Source organism: Ensifer sp. GW101-20A05 (assembly GCF_059424735.1).
Genome location: NZ_JBWKZT010000032.1, coordinates 1 through 19,031 on the forward strand (window position 1 = coordinate 1; position 19,031 = coordinate 19,031).

Below are 19,031 nucleotides of genomic sequence, written 5' to 3' on the forward strand. Positions count from 1 at the left end.
CCACAGTCGTCAACGCACCGAGACTGTAACTAAGGCTTTTGCGGATCATTTTCAGCTCCTCCGGTGAATACACATCTTCCGTTCGGTGGTTTTCACCCGGACGCATGAGAGGGCAACCCATCGAAATTCGGCGTGCGCGTTTAAAACCTTGTATTGACGGATGCGCCGGAAGGACGCCGGAGCATTCGCGTCTGCTATCCGTTGAAATTGGAATTACGCCCAGTTCACGTAATCGCTGCCTATGCGAACGCCACTCGTCTCGCTGCCTGCGCGTTCTGGAATCCGCCGACAGGACGAAAGTGGCGGCCCCAGTTTGCCCAGGGCCGCCGCGCGAAGGTCAATTGCCGGTCGGCAAGGGAATGTTCACGCCTCCCTTTGCAAGCTCCTCGCGAACCCACTGGAAGCGCTCATAGTTCGAAAGCGTGAGCGGACCTGTGTATCCAAAGCTTTGCAGCTTGCGCGGAGGGTATTCCACGTAGGTGGCCATGATCTTCTTCAATTCTTCACCCATGACCACGCCCATCCAGGTCCGCTCGGTAAAGTTATTCATGAAAATGTCGTAGCGCTCCTGCGGGTCCTGCCACAGGTCAAACACCTGAGGCACGGTGGCGACATATTTCTCCGCGCCCTTCCAGCCGAGGTTCGAGTCGACAGCCAGCCCACCGGTCGAGGCTCCGTCATCGCCACGGATGTTGAACGCGAACTTGTAGTTGTTGACGCGAATCGCTCCGGGGGAGAGCTCGTTCTCGGTAAAGTAGAACCAAGATTTGCGCGCAGACTTGCCGTTGCCAAGAAGGATCGGCGACATGTCATAGCTGTCGAAGATGATTGGCTTGTCTTCCCGGTCCTTATCGGGCAGCGGCACCCCGCCAATTGCGGCGAATGTCGCCATAAGATCGAGGCCGCCGACGATGTCGTGATTCTTTGCCCGCGGCTTGATTTTGCCGGGCCACACGGCGATCGCGGGAACGCGATTGCCGCCCTCGCGCAAAGTGCCCTTGCTGCCGCGGAACGGCGTATATCCGGCATCCGGATAAACGTCCTGCCAGGCTCCGTTGTCCGTCGTGTAAAAGACCAGGGTGTTACTGTCGAGACCGGTTTCACGGAGCTTGTCCATGATCCTGCCGATGTGCGTGTCGAGTTCCACGACTGAGTCCGCATATTTGCTCTTCGATAGGGACTTGTGCTGGAACTCGGGAGCAGGAAGGTTCGGCTGGTGCACCTTCATGAAATTCACGTTGATGAAGAACGGTTGATCGGGCTTCTTGGCAGCCGCATCAAGGAATTCGAGTGCCGCCTTTTCGACATAACCGTCGAAATAGGGGATGCCGACAACGCCCTCCTTGCCGTCGATCACCGGCGTGTCGACGTACTGGCCGTTGATCTTGAAGTCCTCGGTCACCGGCCCGCCGGCTTTGCCGGACAGCGCTCCTTTGGTCACCTTCTGGAACATGGCCCTGAGTTCCGGATCCATGTCCGGGAACCAGGTCGGATCGGCATAGGTGTAGGCGTTGAGGTGGTAAAGGCCGACATATTTCATTTCGTCGTAGCCCTGTGCGGTGGGCATCGCATAGTCTGCCTCGCCAAGATGCCATTTGCCGGTGAAATAGGTTTGGTAGCCGCCTCGCTTTAGAACGGACGCAAGCGTCCATTCGGCTGCCGGCAGACCACCACCCTGGCCCTGGAAGGCCACGGTGGTCATCCCGCTGCGGTTCGGAATGCGCCCGGTCTGCATGGCTGCGCGGCCAGGCGTGCAACTTGGCTGGGCATAGAAGGAAAAAAACGTCATGCCTTCGTCGGCCAATCGGTCAATGCTAGGAGTTGGCATGCCGCGACCTTCGCCGCCGCCATAGGGACCCAGATCGCCATAGCCCGTGTCGTCGGAGACGATGAAGAGAATGTTGGGCTTCGTTTGTGCTTCCTGGGCTTGCAGGGGGAATGCGGTACACCAGAGAACGGTTGAAGCAGCCAATGCTCCAACACCGCAGATGATCCTACGCTTCATTTCGAGTCCTCCGTTGAGATCTCCGGTCGAACGGTGCTTCACCCAGGCGCACGGAGACAAACGCCGCGGTGCGCTTACTCACTCAAAATCAATCGAAACAACTGGAGCAATATCGAAATTCTGACGCCTTTCGATCGGAACGGCATCCACCCCGAGCCTCCGTGCGGGTTACGAACGACACTCGTGGCGAGCACCCTACCGAACGGCGAGCCGCAGCGATATTGTACCTTGGGGCAACCATTACAGATTGTGATCTTCTTGACTCCATTGGGTGAGTTGTAAGGGCGACGCGGCTTTGCTATTTGTCGATGAGCTTCTCGGGGCAAGGGATGGGCTTGGTGCGCAATTGGAAGATACGATCGCGCCGGCTCGGGTGGCGAGCGGCTCTCTGCTGCATATTTCTTGTATCGATTGCTGCGGTGCCATCCGCGTCTAAGGAGATCGTGGGCCGGGATCCACGTGTTCTCATTCTCTACCCATATGACGAACGAATAGCCGCGACGACCGCGGCCGGAGAGGCCGTGAGGACGCGTCTGCTCGACGCGACCAAAGGAAGGATCGATCTCTTCTCCGAATTTCTCGATCTTTCGAGATTTCCGGAGTCGGAGCACGTCGGCCGAATGTCCGGATATCTTTCGGCCAAGTATGCGGATCGTCGCCCTGATGTGGTGATTGCGCTCGGCGAAGAATCGGCGCGGTTCATCTCTGCGAACCGCAAGAACCTTGCGGACGGTGCAAGGATAATCGTCGCCGGCTTCAGCAGATCCACCGCCGAAGAAATGGGCCTGCCCAGCGATGTGGTCGGAGCCTTCAGCGAGTTTCACATCGTCAAGACTGCGGAGATGGCGCGCGGCCTCCAGCCGGCGGCGCGTCATCTCTTCATTATCGGGGGCTCATCAGAATTCGACCGTTCGTGGCTCGCCACAGCGCGGGCCGATCTTGCGGCTTTCTCCAGGGATTACGAGACGACCTATCTGGAGGACTTGACGATCGACGAGTTCACCAGGCGGGCCGCCGAATTTCCAAGTGACAGCATCGTCCTGGCGCTAACGATCTTCAAGGATCGCGACGGCCGCAATTTCGTTCCGCGCGAAGCGGTCAAACAGATTTCGGAGACTGCCAACGCCCCGATTTACGGTCCGTATCTCACTTATATCGACTACGGTGTCGTCGGGGGCAGCGTGGTCACGTTCGAGTCGCTGGGAAAGACCGTGGCCGACCTCGCACTGGATGCCATTGCTGGCAAGCCCGTTTCCAGTCGCGAGTCCCCCCAAACCTATGTCGCAGACGCGAGGCAGCTCCAACGCTGGGGGTTGTCGCAGAAGAACCTTCCTCCGGGCGCAATCCAGACGTTCAAAGAGCCGACCTTCTGGGAACAGTACTGGCTCGCCACAGTCACCGCACTTGCCGTCATCACGGCACAGGGCACCGTCATCTTCGGACTCCTTGTCGAACGCCGCCGCCGCCGGGCCGCGGAGACCGAATCACGCCTTCGTCTCCTCGAAGTGGTTCATCTCAGCCAGTCCGCGACCGCCGGCGCGCTCTCCGCATCGATCGCCCACGAACTCAACCAGCCGCTGGGTGCCATCCGCAGCAATGCCGAGGCGGCGGCAGTCATCCTTCAGTCCGAGCGGCCCGATCTCAAGCTGATCGAGCAGATCCTTGTTGACATTCAGGACGACGATCAGCGCGCACATGACGTCATTTCCCGGATGAGGGGTCTGCTTAAGAAACGCGGCGAGATCGATTGGCAGGAGTTCGATCTCAATGACGTGACGACGAGCGCGATAAGGATCCTCCACGGCGAGGCCGCGCGAAGAGGCGTTGTTGTCAGTTCCAACCATGCCCCACGGGAGCTGCCGGTGCGAGCCGACAAGGTTCATGTCCAGCAGGTCATTCTCAACCTCGCGACCAACGCGATGGACGCAATGGTGGACGTGGTGACGGCTGAAAGGAGGCTGATGCTTGAGACAACGCTGACGAGGGAATCCAAGGTGGAGCTGTCGATTTCCGATACGGGCAGCGGCATCCCCGACGAACAACTCGCCAGTGTTTTCGAGCCGTTCTATACTACAAAGCCCGCCGGGACAGGGCTTGGGCTTTCCATCGCGCGAGCGATAGTCGAGACCTACGGCGGCAAGATCTGGGCGGCCAACCGCCCGGAAGGCGGAGCAGTTTTCCGCATTGTGCTACCTCTCGCACGAAGTGGGTGAAGCAATTGGAACCCGTCGTTCATATCATCGATGATGACCAATCCTTCCGCACCGCAGTTGGAAGGCTGCTTTGGGCGTCCGGTTTCCGCGTGGCTCTCTATGAATCCGGCGATCAGTTTCTCGCGCAATTTCCGGACTGCGAACATGGCTGCGTCCTACTCGACCTTGGTCTACCTGGCCTAAGCGGGCTGGAGCTGCAGGATAGGTTGGCCGAGAAAGCGCCGCTGCTACCGATCGTGTTTCTGACGGGGCAAGGCGACATCAGGGCAAGCGTTCGAGCGATGAAGGCTGGCGCTGAGGATTTCCTGGAGAAGCCGGCCCCGAGGGAGGCGCTGCTGGAGGCCGTCGAGCGGGCGTTGCACCGATGCGAAACACGGTGTCGCGAGCAGGATCGCATTCATGGACTCCGGGCGCGTCTGGCGAACCTGACGCCGCGGGAACTCGAAGTTTTTGGCCTGATCGTCCGGGGCAAGCTCAACAAGCAGATTGCCTATGCGCTCGGTACCTCCGAACGGACGGTCAAGGCACACCGTCACAACGTCATGGAAAAGCTGGGGGCGCGGTCGCTGGCGGAGACGGTGTCGATCGCCGAGAGACTAGGGCTTGTCGATGCCACGGCGGATCCGCTGCGACGGTAGCTCACAGAACGGACCGCTTCACCAAAGGACAATAGCCAGCCCTCGACGTCGGTCATATCGTCATGATCGGGGCTGGTCATGCTTTTCGCATTGGCTCCAGAAAGGCGTCAATTGGAAAGCCCACCCCGCACCGTCGCTGTCGTCGAAGACGATCCGAGCATGCGCAGGAGCGTCGAACGATTGTTGAACGCAAATGGTTTTGCGACCGAAGGACATTCGTCCGCGGAGGCCTTTCTCAGGCGTGCCAATGCAAGCCGGATTGGCTGTGTGGTGCTCGATATCCACTTGGGTGGCATGTCCGGCGTCGAGCTCTGGCACCGCCTCAAGGCCTCCGGTGTCAATCTCTCGGTCATCTTCATAACCGCCGTGGAGGATGAGGCGCTGGAACTGGAGGCAGTCAAGTCGGGCTGCGTGGCGTATCTGCACAAGCCGTTCCCAGCCGAATTGTTGATCAGCGCCGTCAACAGAGCATTGACCGCTTCGTCAGGCGATTGAAGAGGTTGGACCCGCTTCTCCAAGGGGCGATAGGCAGGGGTTGTATTTTGGCGCATGACATGAGGGCAACGGAGAGTGCATCGCGGCAGGCAATAGGAGCGGCGATCAGACGCTAACGTTGCGGCGTTTCGGATCGATAGCCAACACGTGGAGACGCAGCATGAAATGGCTCAGATTTTGGCGGCGAATGCGCGAAGCATTGGCGATCGGCTCCTGTCTCATTGCTCCTTCGTTGCTTGTCGAAACCGCATTTGCGCAGCAATCGGCGCCAAACATCCTGTTCATTCTCGCCGACAACGTCGGCTACGGCGACATCGGCGTCTACGGCGGCGGGGAGCTGCGCGGCTCGCCGACGCCGCGCATCGACCAGCTCGCCGCAGAGGGCCTGCGGCTGACGCAGTTCCTGGTCGAGCCATCCTGCACGCCGTCGCGCGCCGCTTTGATGACAGGTCGCTATTCCATCCGCTCCGGGCTATCGCTGGTCGCGGTCGCAGGCACGCCTTTCTCGCTGCCGGACAAGGAAATCACCATGGCGGAAATGCTGCACGACGCCGGCTACGCCACGGCGATCTTCGGCAAGTGGCATCTTGGCGCCCAGGTCTATAGCCAGCCGCAGAACCAGGGCTTCGACGAGTTTTACGGAATCCCTCCTGGTGACACCTGGGACGCGTTCGGGATGATCCGCCAGGGCCATCAGACCAAGTCCATCGACGTCCCGCTCGACAAGGGGCCTCACATCGTCGAGGCCAAACGGGGAGAGCCGGTGAAGCTGGTGAAACCCTATACCGAGGAAGTGCGTCGCGGGATCGACTGGGAACTGGTGGACCGCGGCGTCGATTTCATGAGGCGCCAAAAGGCGGCAGGCAAGCCGTTCTTCTTGTATCTGCCGATTTCCCGGACGCACTTTCCGAACCTCCCCTCGAAGCGCTTCGAAGGAGCTTCCCGCATCGGCCAGTTCGGCGACTCCCTGATGGAGGGCGACGCGATCGTCGGCACGATCCTCGACGCATTGAAGGATCTTGGCATTGAGGAAGACACCCTTGTGGTCTTCGCCTCCGACAATGGACCAGACGGCCCCGGTGCGAGCCGGTTCGGCACCGACATGCCGGATATGGGAACGACAGGACCCTATCGTGGCGCGCTGGGCGACGTCAGCGAGGGCGCGATCCGCACCGCCGCGGTGATCCGCTGGCCGCAACGGATCAAGCCGCGATCCTCCTATGCGATGTTCTCGATCATGGATTTCTTCCCGACATTCGCGAATCTTGCGGGCGGCAAGGTGCCGGACGACCGGCCGTTCGATGGGATCGACCAGAGCGACCTGCTGCTCGGCGACAATGACAGCGGACATCGCCAGCATTTGCTGACCTTCGTCGGCTCCGACCTGGTCGCCGTCCGCTGGAAACAGTTCCGGGCCTATTTTGCCGACGTAGCACCTGGCCGCAGCGGCCCTGGCGGCGCAACGCTGCTGGGCGGCGTGGGAAGCAGCGCGGCGCCGATGAACGGCTATCCAAAGGTGTTCAACATCGAGTCGGATCCGCACGAAGAGCACAATATCGGCGAGATGTATAACTGGGTCCTCGGGCCGTTGTTGAAGGCTGTGGAGGAATACAAGGCTACCCTCGTGCGATCGCCCAACCCGCCGGCCGCGAACATGACAAAGTTTTGAGGTCAGCATCTCTGGAGTAAAATCGACGTGCCGTCCGAGGGCTGGCGCAAGCGCGGCAATCGGCGCCAACCCCGGCGGCCATACGTACCATGCAACGATATTATTGCGGTTACCTGGCGGCACTGCCGCCACCAGACTAAAGTCTTGCTACGATCGACACGATAGACGCCGATCTCAAAACCCGGCCTGGCAACTGACGACAGTGGGTTCCCGGCTTGTCGATGTTTTCACTCCGACCTTCTGAAAGCAACGGGACCGGCGCAGCCTTCGAAGCCCTTTTCCGGCGGATGCGCGAACTAACGCCACCGAGGGCCCGGGTGAGCAAGTGCATCGGCCGACGACTTCCCCTAAGGACAATATCGCTCAGTGGAGTTTCACGTAATCTCAGCTGCGACGAGTTGTTTGAGCAGCCGCGCTTGGTTGCCGCTCCGGTCACCAGCGCAAAACCTAGGAAGGAGCATGACAATGAACCGCATTGCGACTTTTTCTATGCTTGCCTGCCTCTCCGCCCTGAGCTTCACTGGGATCGTGTACGGTCAGGGTGCCGCAATGGACTGGCCCAAAGAGATTGAGCAAACTGTACGCAGCTACAGCGGCGATAAGATCAATGTCGTCGATGTAAGCACACTTGCGGAGCAGAACCAAACGCGCATGTGGGTCGAGCATGCCACGCCGGAACAACGTGCGGCGCTGCTCGAGGCGGTCAAAGCGAACAAGTCCTTGGCTGAAAAGCTGAAGGCGCAGAACGTCGAGATGGACAACATTGGCGGCGCTGAACAGGCGACTGACGGCGGGCTGACGATCTACGTTCGCTAACCCTCCCCGGGGTCAGTAAAGCGGGGTGCGGAACACCGATGGTACTCGCGCCGCATCCCGCTCCATCCGCGGCGGGCATTCAGTACTGAACTCGCCAATTCAAAGGATCTAACACCGGAGTTGCGAAAAATTCTGTCCAAGAAGAAGACCGATTTCGCGCGCTTCGATATCGACGTTGATGAGGTGCTCATTGGCAAAGCTCCCAAAACGCTCCTGGTCACCTGGGACAATTCTACATTTAGTGAACCCGAGGAGATGCAGTCAGGACCTTTTCTGATCGGACTACGCAACGCTACGTCTCAGTTACCGCCATTGCGGGGCCCAAGCGCTGCAGTTTTCCCCGACCCAGATCCTACCGTTTTGACAGTCCTCCAAGCGCCCTGCTCGAGTGCATTCATTATCGATGTGGGAACAAATGAAGCAAACGCGATCCGTGATTTCTTGAAGGCTCAGCAAAAATAGCTTCGCGGTCCTCACAGTGTCGCCGTGGCGACGTTCGGCGCCACTAGGGGCGAGGATCAGGCGATGCCCCGTCATGCTACCCGATACGGCTGGTCAGCCCCAGCCGCTGTCGGAGTTTTCACGGACATCAGCAGTGCACTCGCAGAGCCGCCAGCGCCGCATCAGCGCGGGGCAACCGCGCCCGCATAGAACCCGCCGTCGCCGCCGTAGTAATCTTCTCTGACACTGCTCGGACCGCCGGCCATCTGGGAGCATCCGACGAGCGCGGAGAGTACGAGCAACAATGTGACAATACGCATTGGGTCTGATCCTTTCTTGCCTGCCGCACACATAGTCATCGGCAAAGGCCCGGACAACCAGGCGACAGCACGACCTTCAACCAAAAGGTGGCGGCCGCGGCAGGCACGGGATCAATCGCATCACCACATTCTTCATCGGCGACGTCGCGCTCGACGCATTACACCGCTGTCCGCTGGCCCGGCCGCCCCGACAAGGACATGGTCAGGGCCTCCTCGTTGTCGAGCTTTCACCGGCGGCCCCTGCGACAGTTGTCTCGATGCGTCTGTCGCCTTGAGCAGAATCGAATCCGCGGCCGGCGACAAACGTGTTGTTATTCGAGAATCTGGGAATCCCGGTTCCGCGTGGAGAGGTGCTGGGCAGCGGCTGATCGCCCCTACCCAGCACGCTTTCTCGCGATGCTAGGCGGCAGTCGGATCTTCGCTCCTGCGCCTGTTTGCCGGAAGCAGGTCCCGATTATGGAGCAGCAGGAAAGCGAAAACGGAGGCGGCGAGACCTTCAAGAGCCGGGACCGGTACAATAAACCCAGCCGTCATAACACTCCCACTCCCAACCACGGTCCCGAGCAACCAGGCTCCAAAGTTCTTCGTTTTGAACTGGATGGAACCATTGGCAAGCTGCTGTGGGGCCGAGCGATGGACGAGATACGCGGAGACATAGACGCCTGCAACGGGAATGGCTGCAACACCCATCCAAACGAGAAAGGGAACGAAGTAGGCCGAGGCGTTGAAGTAGGCAGCAAGCCAGGCACAAACGAACCCGATCAAGCCCAGCCGCCAAATGGGCCATTTCGTGAGCACAGTCGCAAGCGTCAGCGTTGACGAGTAGAGGTTTCCGGTGTTGCTCGACCAGGTCGAGAGCGCGAGGACGACCAGGGCCAGACTCGGCAGTCCTAGCTTCATCATGACATCCATCGTATCGGCCGAATTGACCACGAGAGCGGGGATTGCGGCGATCAGCATGATGAGGGGATAGCCGATAGCGAGTGCGAGAACCGAACGGGTCGCTGCCTTTCCATCTCGAGCATAGCGGGTGAAGTCCGGCGCGAGGACACCCGCCAAAATGACCGAGCCGACGACAGCGGACAAACCATCTACGACAGTGAGAGAACCATCGCCGCTCTTGAGAACAGCCGCGCCGATACGACCGTCTCCAAACGCCAGAAACAGGACGTAGATCATGAATGCAAAGAGCAAAGGTACGATCAACGAAGCGAAGCGCTCCATCATTCGGAATCCAAACGTTCCCGTCAGGGTCATCAGCACCAGTGCTACTGTCGAGTAGGCGATCGGCGGGATCGAAACTCCGTAGGTCGCAGCAACTGCGCTGCTTAGCTGGACACTCAACAGGTCCGCCACATTGGCGAACCAGCCAATGAGCATCGCCGCGAACATTAGATTAAGCGCCTTTCCGCCAACCTGGCCAAATACCATTGTCAGAAGGACGTAGGTCGAGACGCGAAGCCGCGCACCGATTAGGGACGTGACAAGAGCGAGGAGCGCGGTAATACCGCACCCGACAGTGATGATGAGGCTGCCGTTCAGTAGCCCCTGAGCTAATACTATCTGTGACCCCATCGTAAAGACCGGCAAGGTCAAGCCGAGCGCGATAAGCACAGTAGCAATCTTTAACCCGGAGAGCGTCTCCGCTTCAGGAACGGGACGGAGCAGGAAATCTTCTACGACATCGTTATCGCGCATGCTTCACCTCCGACATCTCAGACCGGCGCTGCCTCAGTGCCTCTTCGATGCGTCCCAAATCGACGCCATAGCTGCCCGCGGCTTCCTCCGCGGTGAAAAAGCCGTTGACGACGTCATCGGCGATCCGCATTGGGTCGCGGTCACCAGGATCGCCCCATCCCCCACCATTAGCGGTATACATGGAAATCAACGTTCCGGCCTCCAACGGGCCCACGTCGCCCACTCTGTCATCAAAGGTGTGTTCCGCCCCATCCGGGAACGTGACGACTGTCTTTGACCGACCTGCGTCGCCGCCACCTGCCAGGCCCCAAAGAGGGTTTGCATTGTTCTCGGTCGAAACCTGCAAGTAGGCCTTGTCTTCGGTCACCATGAGTTCGCGGATCACACCAAATCCTCCGCGATACTTTCCGACGCCACGGTTTTCTGGATTGAACGTGTAGCGCGTGAAGCGAACTGGGTAACTCGCTTCCAAGATCTCGATCGGAGAATTCGGAGCATCGCCGTTACCGAGGAACATGATCCCGCTCGGCCCGTCATCGAAAGGGAATGCACCGCCGCCGCCATCGACCGGCTCGGCGCAGATGAACGGCTCATGTTCACTCTCCCCTGTTCGCACCAGATGGTAGGCATACATCTGGTAACTCGGAGCAGGAATGCGGTGCGGAATGGCACGGGCTAAGGCCTTGAGAACGACGTATTCCACCAGCTCCGCAACATACCCATAGCTGTCGCAAGGTGCGGGATACTCCGGGCTGACGATGGAGTTCCGCGGTGCTTTGACAGTGGCGACACGCAAATGCCCGTCATTCGTCGCATCGTCGGGCATAGTCACGCATTTAAGAACCGTCGCGCAGAGCGCTCGGGTACCAACGAGCGGGTGGTTGACCGGCCCTCGTGCGACGGGATCGGAGCCGTCAAAGTCGATTTCGATCTCGCTGCCTCGGATCGTCACCGTTGCGGCAATGCGGTGGCGCTTGCTGCGTTCGACGCCGTCATGATCGAGATACGCCTCGCCATGGTAGACGCCATCCGGAATCTCGCTGACTTCGCGCCGCATCCGGGCTTCGGAGTTTTCGAAGATTTCTTCGATTGCACCGTTCAGCGTCTCAACGCCATATCGACGGCACAGTTCCTGGAACCGCATGGCGCCGGTATTGCATGAGGCGATCAGCCCGTTGAGATCGCCATTGACTGCTTCTGGTGTACGAACGTTACGCAGGATGAGCCGTAGCATTTCCTTGTTGAGGCGGCCGGCATCGTAAAGCTTCAAATGATTGAAGATCAGGCCTTCCTGGTGGACGTCGGTCGTCGATGGGCACCATCCTCCTGGTGCAAACGCACCGATATCGGCCCAGTGCGCCATGATTGCGGTGAAAGCGACCAGTCGTCCTTCGAAGAAGACCGGCATGTAGAGAACGGTGTCGCTGATGTGCGTTCCCGTATCATAGGGCTCGTTCGCGAGAATGATGTCGCCTTCTTCGAAGCCGTCCGGACCGAAGACTTCGAGACCTTTTTGGATCGTGGGTGGCAGGCAGCCGAGAAAGCCCGCGAGTGCCGCACCTTCGCCGACCAGGCGACCGCGGGCGTCCGTCAGCGCGACGCCGAAGTCCTGGACCTCGTAGATCAAGGGCGAGTGCGCAGTTTTGATCAGGCTGGTCTGCATTTCTCCTGCCGCGGCGCGCAGCGCGTTTCGGATTACTTGTCTTGTAATGGGATCGATGCTCACTTCAGCTTCTCCAAAATGAGGTTGCCATAACGGTCAACGGTCGCCTGCTGCCCAGGATTAACGACAACCGTACTGTTCCACTCCTCGATCACAGCCGGGCCCTGGATTATGTCATCGCACCTTAGCCGTGCGCGGTCGTGCAAAGCGAACTGGAGCTGCGCAGCCTTTGAACCAAAATGAATGTCGCGGCTGCCGATCAGGCTGGCTTCATCCGAGGCGCTCCGTGCAAGCACTTCGCTCACCTGCGGCTTTTCGGTTTCCCCGATCGCGGCAAGGCGAACTGCCGTTATTTCGACCGGACTGTCGCGAAGGATGTGGCGGTACTGGCGTGCGTAGGCCTCTTCGAACCGGGTTCTAAGGCCAGCGAGGCCGGTCGTCTCTGATGAAATTTCGTCAGCGAACACCGAGACTTTAATCGTATGCGCCTGACCGGTGTACCGCATCTCACAGAAGCGCTCGATGCGGATCGATGCGGCAGTCGTCGTGGCGAGAGCCGCGCGCGTACGCTCCTCCATTTCGCCGAAAGCGTCTGCCAGCAGTGGCCCGGTCTTGTCGTCCAGGGCTGTCAGAAGCGTGCGCGAGACGTCTTCGCGATAATCGGCATTCAGCAGACCCCAGGCGGAAAACACCGCTGGCATATTCGGGACGATTACCGACTTGAACTCAAGCTCATCGAGAAGACCGCCAGCAAACAGGCCACAGCCGCCGCCAATGCACAGCATAGCGAACTCGCGCGGATCAAAACCGCGTTCGATTGTCACCTGGCGAATGGCGTAGGCCATGTTCGTCGTCGCTATCCGCACAATACCGGACGCGGCTTCTTCAGAGCTGAGGCCCAGATGCGAAGCAATCTGGTTCTTGATCGCCGCTTCAGCGGAGTTCGTGTCGAGGGCAATACGCCCGCCCATGTACACGGCAGGATCAAAATAGCCGAGCGTCACCAGAGCATCAGTCAAGGTTATCTGCGTACCGCCGAAGCCGTAGCAGATCGGACCCGGTTCGGCCTGTGCGCTTTCAGGACCGACCCGCAGGCCACCTTCCTCATCGATACTGACGATGCTGCCGCCACCCGCGCCGATCGAGACGATATCGATACTCGGCTGCATGATCGGGCGACGATTGATGCTGACGTCGCTGCGCTCCGAATATTGACCTTCGCTAATCAGCGAGACGTCGAACGTCGTCCCGCCGAGATCGCCAACGACCATATTCCCTTGATTGATCAGGCTACTGAGGCGCGTTGCTCCAATAACGCCCCCGGCGGGCCCGGACTGAACCACCCGCACTGGGACCTTGCTGGCGATTTCTGTGGAGGTGATGCCGCCAGTGGACTGCATCACGGTCAAAGCGCCCGAGAAACCCTCCTCTGCAAGGCGACGACCAACTTGGTCCAGGTACCCGCTAAAGCGAGGTCGGGTGAACGCGTTCAGTACGGTCGTGCTCGTGCGCTCGAATTCCCGTCGCTCTCGAACAATATCCGACGAAATCGATACGAAGATATCGGGATAGAGCTTCCCGATGAGGCGGGTTGCCTATAGCTCATGCTCGGGATTGGCGTAGGCATTGAGGAAGCACAAAGCGATACTGACGACGCCTTGCCCAACCAGTGTCTCGACAGACGCTATCAGTTCCTGCTCGTCGAGTGGTTCGACGACGACGCCACGGAAATCGACCCGCTCGGACACTTCCATTCGAAGGTACCGCGGAACGAGCGGTGTGGCTTGCTTGTAGAAGAGATTGTAGATCTCCGCTCTGTTGCCGCGGGCGAGTTCGAGAACGTCCCGAAATCCCTTCGTGGTGATGAGCCCGACACGCGCACCTTTCTCCTGCACGATTGAGTTGAGCACCATGGTGCTTCCATGAACAATCGTCGGCAGAGAGGTGATATCCGCCTCGAGCGCCCGGATGCCTTCCACAAGACGACCGCTCAATGTTCCGGCCGAACGGACCTTTTCTGTGCGAACCTCACCCGTCAACTCGTCATGATAGACGAAGTCAATGAATGTGCCGCCAACATCGACTGCTAGACGCAAGATCTACCTCCTTAGTTTGCAAGAGGTCGGCTCCGCCGGCTGCGTCCTTCGCAACCCGGATGTAAATGAACCGTCCCTGTTCCCCATCAGGCCGATTTGACTTCGGCCCGTTTTCTCAGAAAAACTTAGGAGAAGAGGCGGCGAATGAAATCTCGAATATCGGATGCGATGCCGCCATAAATTTCCTGGCGGACGGGCGGAAGAGAAGATTGTTCACAAGGACCTAAAATGACGAAGAAGTCGATCGAGCTCGATCAAATCAACCGCAAGATTCTGATCGAACTCCAGAGAGATGCCCGGATAACCAACCTGGAACTCGCAAACCGCGTTGGTCTTTCGCCGAGCGCTTGCTTGAAAAGAGTGCAGGCATTGGAAGCGGCGAACTGCATTCAGGCCTACATCATCGCAACCGATCTCGATCGCATTACCCACAATGTGCAAGCCTACTTCATGGTGCACATGGACAATATCCGGCCCGAGACCATTACCGGGTTCGAGCGCGCATTCATCGGGTTCTCGCAGGTCGTCGACTGCATGCGCGTTGGTGGGGATCCGGATTTCATAGCCCTAGTCGTCTGTTCGGACATCCCGGAAATCGACCGGCTGATTAACGAGATGATGGCCGCCGATATAGGTATTCGCTATATCCGCATGCACGTCATCTTGAGCAGACCGAAATGGTTTGTCGGCTACCCGCTCGAAGCGATGAAATGGAAATCGGGTACGTGAGGGCAAGCTCTACCTTCCTGTAGAGGCTCAGTGGAACTCAGACGGAGAGCTCGGAAGCTCCGTTCCGGTCGATACATTATGCGATCCCAGACGCACATAACATGAACAATCGCAGGAGCGTACCAAACGTCACCCCTCCCGGATGGCGGCTGGTGTTTAGACGGCTGACGCCGCCCGAGCACGCATCGCGTGTCCGCGAGCCCCAGAGGAGCTGATCGAGGCACCGGCTAGGAAACGATCAAAACGCAAAAGCCAGGCCGCGCGTTCGGTGAGATCAGAGCCCGCCCGAGCAAAGAATGAACTACTCTCAAGCAACGTCGGCCCTTGAAACGCGCGTTTTGCTCACCTACCTCATTTTTGCCGGATGCCCCTCTCGGGTCCTGGCACGGGAACGATGGTCCACTCATGTGTTGGACCGGGTTCGGTTCATATCGCTTCGCAAGGAGGATATGGTCCGGCGTCTGCCCGACCCCCCACCTTCTTGCGTAACGCGGTGTGCGATCGACCGTCTCGGTCTTCTCATCGTCTGGTCCCGACCGCCTCCGATCCATTCGGCTCCGGCATGCACGTGCTTGGCACGTCGCAAGCAACATGGCTGATTAAGAAACGAAGGAGGATGCACATGCTGGTATCGGATTTTGGCCGCATCGGGTTCGACCCGTTTCTGGAAATGCGGCGCATGCAGCAGGAAATGAATCAGCGCTTGTCCGACATGACAGCCAAAGCCGCCCAGGAGTTTCCACCCGTCAACCTCTGGATGGGTGAGGACAGCGTGGCGGTGACTGCTGAATTGCCTGGGATCGCGCCTGACGATGTCGATCTCACGGTTCGCGAGAACACGCTGACATTGACGGGCGAACGCGGATCCCCGGCGCAGGGCGAGAGGTCCGTCTGGCACCGGCGCGAGCGAGTGTACGGAAACTTCTCTCGAACGGTGCAATTGCCTTTCCGCGTCGATCCGGAACAGGTCGAGGCGCGCTTCGCCAACGGGCTACTCGAAGTCGAACTGCACCGGCCTGAGACGGATCGGCCGAAGAAGATCCAGATCAAAGGATAAGGAGGCAAACATGGCTCAGGAACTGAAAACGACCGAGCGCCGGACCCCAAGCCAGCTTGACGGTAGCGAACCGACCCATTCGCGCCCGGTGTTTGTCCCGCGCACCGATATCTATGAGACAGAGGACAATGTCGTTGTTCTCGTCGACATGCCCGGCGTCGCCTCGGAGGGTGTCGACATCACGCTGGAGAAGCGGACGCTGGCGATTCGCGGCTACGCGACGGACCAGCAGCATGACAACTATCGCCAAATCTACGCCGAATATGGCGCGGGCAATTATGAGCGCGTCTTCACCCTGTCCGAGGATATCGATCGGGACAGTATCGAGGCATCGCAGAAGAACGGCGTCCTACGGCTGGTCCTTCCGAAGGCCGCGCCGGCCAAGGCGAGAAAGATCCAGCTGAAGATGGCGTAATTCGTCCGGAGAAAGGAGGTTGACCATGCAGATTAGAGATCTGATCCCCTGGGGCAATACCAAGGGAAGCGAAATTGCGAAGTCAGACGAGGGAAACCCCGTCTTTTCTTTGCAGCGCGATGTGAACCGTATCTTCGAGGATTTCTGGAAGCGGTTCGATCAACCGTTCGGCGCTTTCGGGCGCTGGGAGACCGGTGGGCCGCGAACGGACATCGCCGAAACCGAGAGTGCGCTTGAGGTTTCGGTGGAACTTCCTGGAATCGATCAGAAGGACGTCGATGTTTCCCTGACGGACAGCGCGCTCACGATCAAGGGAGAAAAGAAGAGTGAGCAAGAAGAGAGCAAGAAGGGGTATCACTTGTTGGAACGCTCATACGGGTCGTTCTACCGCTCGATTCCGCTACCGTCGGGCGTCGACACGGACAAGGCCGCCGCGCAATTCAAGAACGGTGTCCTGACTGTGACGCTCCCAAAAACGGAGGAAGCGCTGTCGGCTGTGAGAAAGATCGAGGTGAAGGCGACCTGACATCCGCTTCACGGTCGTGAGATGCGGCGGACGAAATCCGTCGCATCTCTTACGATTACTGCATGTGTCTCGTCCGAGGATACGCCATGAGCGAAGCGCGGGCGCGGGCGAGATCTTCGCGGGCGACGGTCAGCATCTCGTCTGCCGTCTCCAGAGCCGCGAAAGCAGCCGCAGTCGGATTGGGCCGTTCCGCAGTGATGCGAACCCAGGCGCGATCGATTTCAGCAAGAGCCGCGCGCACATTCGCGATCGCTCGTTCAATGGCATCGTAGAGAGCAAACTCCTCTTCGGAGACTATTCGCGAATTATCACCGATCATCGATCTTCTTCCGACCACACGTCCACGTGCATGCTCGAATGGCAAAACTATCACCAAGAGCGCGCATTTTAAACAGTCAGCGTGGCGACGTTGCGATCGTAATTGGGTGAGAACCCTCGGGACCGAACCGGTGGAAGTCGCGACCATGGAAACGGCTGATGAACGCTGGGTCGACTGCCTCCCCTCTGCCTTGGGCTTCAGTTTTCCTGAACGGACACGCCATTCCGGTCAAGCCGCAGTTCAACGCCGGCCGGCTTCGTTTCCTCGCGATAGAGGTAGACGCCGAGGACTATAACGGCGACAACCAGGCCGCCGATGATCAGGTAGAGAGTGTTGTTTTGCTGCATGAGAGCCAATCTTGCCTTTTACAAGTGGAGGGAAGAGCGATTATCCGACCCAAGTTTTGATGAGTTTGCATCAATACCAACGGCGACGCGGATCCGAAAAAGTCAGCCCGACAGCCACCCCCAGGAGGAAACTGAGTATGCCGACCCCAAGGAGCAAAGTCGCTGTGGTGCCCGGGTTCTTTCGAGCGGCCTCTGATACCGCCCGGGCCTGCGTGCCCATTTGCTTCGCCGCCCCCGCCGCCGATTTCGACACATCCTCGTAAAGATCGGCTGCCCGCTCGCGCGCTTGATCCAACACGCCGTTCGTTCGATCCGCAAGCAGCTTGTTGACCTTTGCCACTTCATGGCGAAGCGTCGCGATCTGCTTTTCCAGGGCGTCCTGGGTATCGCCGACAGCCGGAGCGGCGGGCTTCGAGAGCTTGGCCATTCAAAGCGTCCTTAAAAAGGCCTTGTACAATCCACGTGTCGCGGAAAAATCCTTGGCCCCTTGCGAATGAAAAGGTCAGTTCCAGAACCTTTTCATATTTGGTCGTCGCCCGGATTAGCGTTCCCAGCGGCCTTCGTATTTGAACTCAGGGGCCGCCTTGAGCTGATCCTTGGTCGCGTCCATCACCGCCGTCCACTTCTTGTCGTTTTCGACATAGGTGATTTTGACGGACTTCGGGCTCACGATCACGTAGCGATCGCCCATCCCGAGAAACCCGCCGACCGATACGATGTAACCCGTCAGCTGATCTTCCGACAGGATCAGATCCTTGATTTCCCCGATCGTCTCGTTGGCATTGTTGGTGACATTGAGATTGACCAGGTTATAGCTCAACACATCGGTCGGCTTGGCGGTAACGAAGGTTTCCGTGGTGGCGGTTTCCGCCGTCTGCGCGGCAGCCGCTCCAACCATCATCGTTGTCGCTGCAAGAGCAATTAGAATGCGTCGCATGGTCCCACTCCTTTGATGATGTTCAGGAACCCGAAAACGCCGTGACGGTTGTTAAAGTTCCAACGTCCTCAGTGAATTACGGATGATTTGCGCACCCGGTAGTTCGACCAAAAACCACGGAGGGTGCGCAACTGCTTGTGCCTCGATCACGCACAACGGACCGGTGGAAATCCAACCCCGCCGACGGCCGGTTTCGATTATGCCAGAGAGGACCCTTACCAATCATCCTGTTTGCTGTACCAGTCGTCAATGTCGCGCTTGGCGCGGTCCTTCTCAAGACCATAGCGTTCCTGGATTTTGCCTTCGAGCTGATCGCGTTTCCCGGCGATCTCGTCGAGATCGTCGTCGGTGAGCTTGCCCCACTGCTCCTTGATCTTACCCTTGAACTGCTTCCAATTGCCTTCGACCCGATTCCAATCCATGTGCGTTCCTCCCTGAAATGGTGCCTGTACTAACAACTCACATCGGCGGAATTGGTTCGATCGATCGCCAGAGAATATGTCAGAGCGCGGTTTAGCGGGCTCGCACTTCGGCCGATAAGCGGATCTTACGGGCCCGCGTGCTAGGAAACTGTAATGGCCCCATAAATCCCCGGACATGATCTCCCACTTGTTAAGTGTGAGGAGTAATGTCCCCATTATGAGTAG

Annotated in this window: 20 protein-coding genes; 9 read left to right on the forward strand and 11 right to left on the reverse strand. The window is 58.8% G+C overall.

Features of this window, described 5'->3' with window-relative positions; translation table 11 throughout:
* Window positions 1-337 precede the first annotated feature (337 nt).
* The gene (locus tag AC070A_RS34035) at window positions 338-2,005 is read right to left on the reverse strand and encodes an arylsulfatase (RefSeq protein WP_057252244.1); all 1,668 of its coding nucleotides are present in this window, start codon (window positions 2,003-2,005) and stop codon (window positions 338-340) included.
* Between the two features lie 329 nt (window positions 2,006-2,334).
* Between AC070A_RS34035 and AC070A_RS34040 the strand changes: the two genes are divergently transcribed.
* The 5 genes from AC070A_RS34040 to AC070A_RS34060 all read left to right on the forward strand — a co-directional run bounded on the left by AC070A_RS34040 (window position 2,335) and on the right by AC070A_RS34060 (window position 7,836).
* Complete coding sequence (locus AC070A_RS34040; protein ID WP_162771039.1) at window positions 2,335-4,218, forward strand: sensor histidine kinase; 1,884 nt, start codon at window positions 2,335-2,337, stop codon at window positions 4,216-4,218.
* Window positions 4,215-4,856, forward strand: a complete 642-nt coding sequence (locus AC070A_RS34045) for a response regulator transcription factor (RefSeq protein ID WP_112997375.1) — start codon at window positions 4,215-4,217, stop codon at window positions 4,854-4,856. The genes AC070A_RS34040 and AC070A_RS34045 overlap by 4 nt, the downstream gene beginning before the upstream one ends.
* A 78-nt stretch (window positions 4,857-4,934) precedes the next feature.
* Window positions 4,935-5,351 (forward strand): response regulator transcription factor, encoded by a 417-nt coding sequence (locus AC070A_RS34050; RefSeq protein ID WP_057252247.1) that lies wholly within the window; start codon window positions 4,935-4,937, stop codon window positions 5,349-5,351.
* Window positions 5,352-5,511: 160 nt separating this feature from the next.
* A complete protein-coding gene (locus AC070A_RS34055; protein WP_492383629.1) occupies window positions 5,512-7,020 on the forward strand; it encodes an arylsulfatase in 1,509 nt (502 codons plus the stop codon).
* A 465-nt stretch (window positions 7,021-7,485) separates the two neighbouring features.
* Window positions 7,486-7,836 carry a hypothetical protein gene (locus AC070A_RS34060; protein WP_112995989.1) on the forward strand — a complete coding sequence of 117 codons (351 nt, stop codon included), beginning with the start codon at window positions 7,486-7,488 and terminating at the stop codon, window positions 7,834-7,836.
* Window positions 7,837-8,459: 623 nt separating this feature from the next.
* Here the strand turns inward: AC070A_RS34060 and AC070A_RS34065 are convergent.
* The 5 genes from AC070A_RS34065 to AC070A_RS34085 form a co-directional block, all read right to left on the reverse strand.
* Window positions 8,460-8,597 (reverse strand): hypothetical protein, encoded by a 138-nt coding sequence (locus AC070A_RS34065; RefSeq protein WP_162770957.1) that lies wholly within the window; start codon window positions 8,595-8,597, stop codon window positions 8,460-8,462.
* Between the two features lie 399 nt (window positions 8,598-8,996).
* Window positions 8,997-10,295, reverse strand: a complete 1,299-nt coding sequence (locus tag AC070A_RS34070; RefSeq protein WP_113737287.1) for a cytosine permease — start codon at window positions 10,293-10,295, stop codon at window positions 8,997-8,999.
* A complete protein-coding gene (locus AC070A_RS34075) occupies window positions 10,285-12,021 on the reverse strand; it encodes a hydantoinase B/oxoprolinase family protein (RefSeq protein ID WP_082615931.1) in 1,737 nt (578 codons plus the stop codon). Before AC070A_RS34075 ends, AC070A_RS34070 begins: the two co-directional genes overlap by 11 nt.
* Window positions 12,018-13,541, reverse strand: coding sequence for a hydantoinase/oxoprolinase family protein (locus AC070A_RS34080; protein ID WP_113737288.1), 1,524 nt, complete (start codon window positions 13,539-13,541; stop codon window positions 12,018-12,020). Before AC070A_RS34080 ends, AC070A_RS34075 begins: the two co-directional genes overlap by 4 nt.
* Window positions 13,542-13,553: 12 nt before the next feature.
* Window positions 13,554-14,054, reverse strand: a complete 501-nt coding sequence (locus tag AC070A_RS34085) for a hydantoinase/oxoprolinase N-terminal domain-containing protein (RefSeq protein ID WP_162770958.1) — start codon at window positions 14,052-14,054, stop codon at window positions 13,554-13,556.
* A gap of 228 nt (window positions 14,055-14,282) precedes the next feature.
* Here AC070A_RS34085 and AC070A_RS34090 point away from each other — a divergent pair, with 228 nt between their 5' ends.
* From AC070A_RS34090 to AC070A_RS34105, 4 genes are all read left to right on the forward strand, one after another.
* Entirely contained in the window at window positions 14,283-14,783 is a 501-nt protein-coding gene (locus AC070A_RS34090; RefSeq protein WP_057252151.1) for an Lrp/AsnC family transcriptional regulator, read from the forward strand.
* Window positions 14,784-15,345: 562 nt separating this feature from the next.
* Window positions 15,346-15,840, forward strand: a complete 495-nt coding sequence (locus AC070A_RS34095) for an Hsp20/alpha crystallin family protein (protein WP_494773639.1) — start codon at window positions 15,346-15,348, stop codon at window positions 15,838-15,840.
* A 10-nt stretch (window positions 15,841-15,850) separates the two neighbouring features.
* Window positions 15,851-16,255, forward strand: a complete 405-nt coding sequence (locus AC070A_RS34100; protein WP_113737291.1) for an Hsp20/alpha crystallin family protein — start codon at window positions 15,851-15,853, stop codon at window positions 16,253-16,255.
* Between the two features lie 25 nt (window positions 16,256-16,280).
* The gene (locus tag AC070A_RS34105; protein WP_112995998.1) at window positions 16,281-16,781 is read left to right on the forward strand and encodes an Hsp20/alpha crystallin family protein; all 501 of its coding nucleotides are present in this window, start codon (window positions 16,281-16,283) and stop codon (window positions 16,779-16,781) included.
* Window positions 16,782-16,836: 55 nt separating this feature from the next.
* Here the strand turns inward: AC070A_RS34105 and AC070A_RS34110 are convergent, their stop codons facing one another.
* The 5 genes from AC070A_RS34110 to AC070A_RS34130 all read right to left on the reverse strand — a co-directional run bounded on the left by AC070A_RS34110 (window position 16,837) and on the right by AC070A_RS34130 (window position 18,806).
* Entirely contained in the window at window positions 16,837-17,100 is a 264-nt protein-coding gene (locus tag AC070A_RS34110; protein WP_057252154.1) for a hypothetical protein, read from the reverse strand.
* 197 nt (window positions 17,101-17,297) lie between these two features.
* Complete coding sequence (locus tag AC070A_RS34115; protein WP_037422139.1) at window positions 17,298-17,447, reverse strand: hypothetical protein; 150 nt, start codon at window positions 17,445-17,447, stop codon at window positions 17,298-17,300.
* A 70-nt stretch (window positions 17,448-17,517) separates the two neighbouring features.
* A complete protein-coding gene (locus AC070A_RS34120; protein ID WP_112996000.1) occupies window positions 17,518-17,874 on the reverse strand; it encodes a hypothetical protein in 357 nt (118 codons plus the stop codon).
* 114 nt (window positions 17,875-17,988) lie between these two features.
* Window positions 17,989-18,384 (reverse strand): PRC-barrel domain-containing protein, encoded by a 396-nt coding sequence (locus tag AC070A_RS34125; protein WP_057252156.1) that lies wholly within the window; start codon window positions 18,382-18,384, stop codon window positions 17,989-17,991.
* A 215-nt stretch (window positions 18,385-18,599) separates the two neighbouring features.
* Window positions 18,600-18,806: a CsbD family protein gene (locus AC070A_RS34130; protein WP_057252157.1), complete on the reverse strand. Its 207-nt coding sequence runs from the start codon at window positions 18,804-18,806 to the stop codon at window positions 18,600-18,602.
* Window positions 18,807-19,031 lie beyond the last annotated feature (225 nt).

What these genes read in the sequence shown, in the direction of transcription:
- AC070A_RS34095 (WP_494773639.1), top strand. Translation starts at nt 15,346, where the DNA reads ATGCACGTGCTTGGCACGTCGCAAGCAACATGGCTGATTAAGAAACGA.
- AC070A_RS34040 (WP_162771039.1), top strand. Translation starts at nt 2,335, where the DNA reads ATGGGCTTGGTGCGCAATTGGAAGATACGATCGCGCCGGCTCGGGTGG.
- AC070A_RS34115 (WP_037422139.1), bottom strand. Translation starts at nt 17,447, where the DNA reads ATGCAGCAAAACAACACTCTCTACCTGATCATCGGCGGCCTGGTTGTC.
- AC070A_RS34130 (WP_057252157.1), bottom strand. Translation starts at nt 18,806, where the DNA reads ATGGATTGGAATCGGGTCGAAGGCAATTGGAAGCAGTTCAAGGGTAAG.
- AC070A_RS34050 (WP_057252247.1), top strand. Translation starts at nt 4,935, where the DNA reads ATGCTTTTCGCATTGGCTCCAGAAAGGCGTCAATTGGAAAGCCCACCC.
- AC070A_RS34035 (WP_057252244.1), bottom strand. Translation starts at nt 2,005, where the DNA reads ATGAAGCGTAGGATCATCTGCGGTGTTGGAGCATTGGCTGCTTCAACC.
- AC070A_RS34105 (WP_112995998.1), top strand. Translation starts at nt 16,281, where the DNA reads ATGCAGATTAGAGATCTGATCCCCTGGGGCAATACCAAGGGAAGCGAA.
- AC070A_RS34055 (WP_492383629.1), top strand. Translation starts at nt 5,512, where the DNA reads ATGAAATGGCTCAGATTTTGGCGGCGAATGCGCGAAGCATTGGCGATC.
- AC070A_RS34125 (WP_057252156.1), bottom strand. Translation starts at nt 18,384, where the DNA reads ATGCGACGCATTCTAATTGCTCTTGCAGCGACAACGATGATGGTTGGA.
- AC070A_RS34110 (WP_057252154.1), bottom strand. Translation starts at nt 17,100, where the DNA reads ATGATCGGTGATAATTCGCGAATAGTCTCCGAAGAGGAGTTTGCTCTC.
- AC070A_RS34120 (WP_112996000.1), bottom strand. Translation starts at nt 17,874, where the DNA reads ATGGCCAAGCTCTCGAAGCCCGCCGCTCCGGCTGTCGGCGATACCCAG.
- AC070A_RS34090 (WP_057252151.1), top strand. Translation starts at nt 14,283, where the DNA reads ATGACGAAGAAGTCGATCGAGCTCGATCAAATCAACCGCAAGATTCTG.
- AC070A_RS34070 (WP_113737287.1), bottom strand. Translation starts at nt 10,295, where the DNA reads ATGCGCGATAACGATGTCGTAGAAGATTTCCTGCTCCGTCCCGTTCCT.
- AC070A_RS34060 (WP_112995989.1), top strand. Translation starts at nt 7,486, where the DNA reads ATGAACCGCATTGCGACTTTTTCTATGCTTGCCTGCCTCTCCGCCCTG.
- AC070A_RS34065 (WP_162770957.1), bottom strand. Translation starts at nt 8,597, where the DNA reads ATGCGTATTGTCACATTGTTGCTCGTACTCTCCGCGCTCGTCGGATGC.
- AC070A_RS34100 (WP_113737291.1), top strand. Translation starts at nt 15,851, where the DNA reads ATGGCTCAGGAACTGAAAACGACCGAGCGCCGGACCCCAAGCCAGCTT.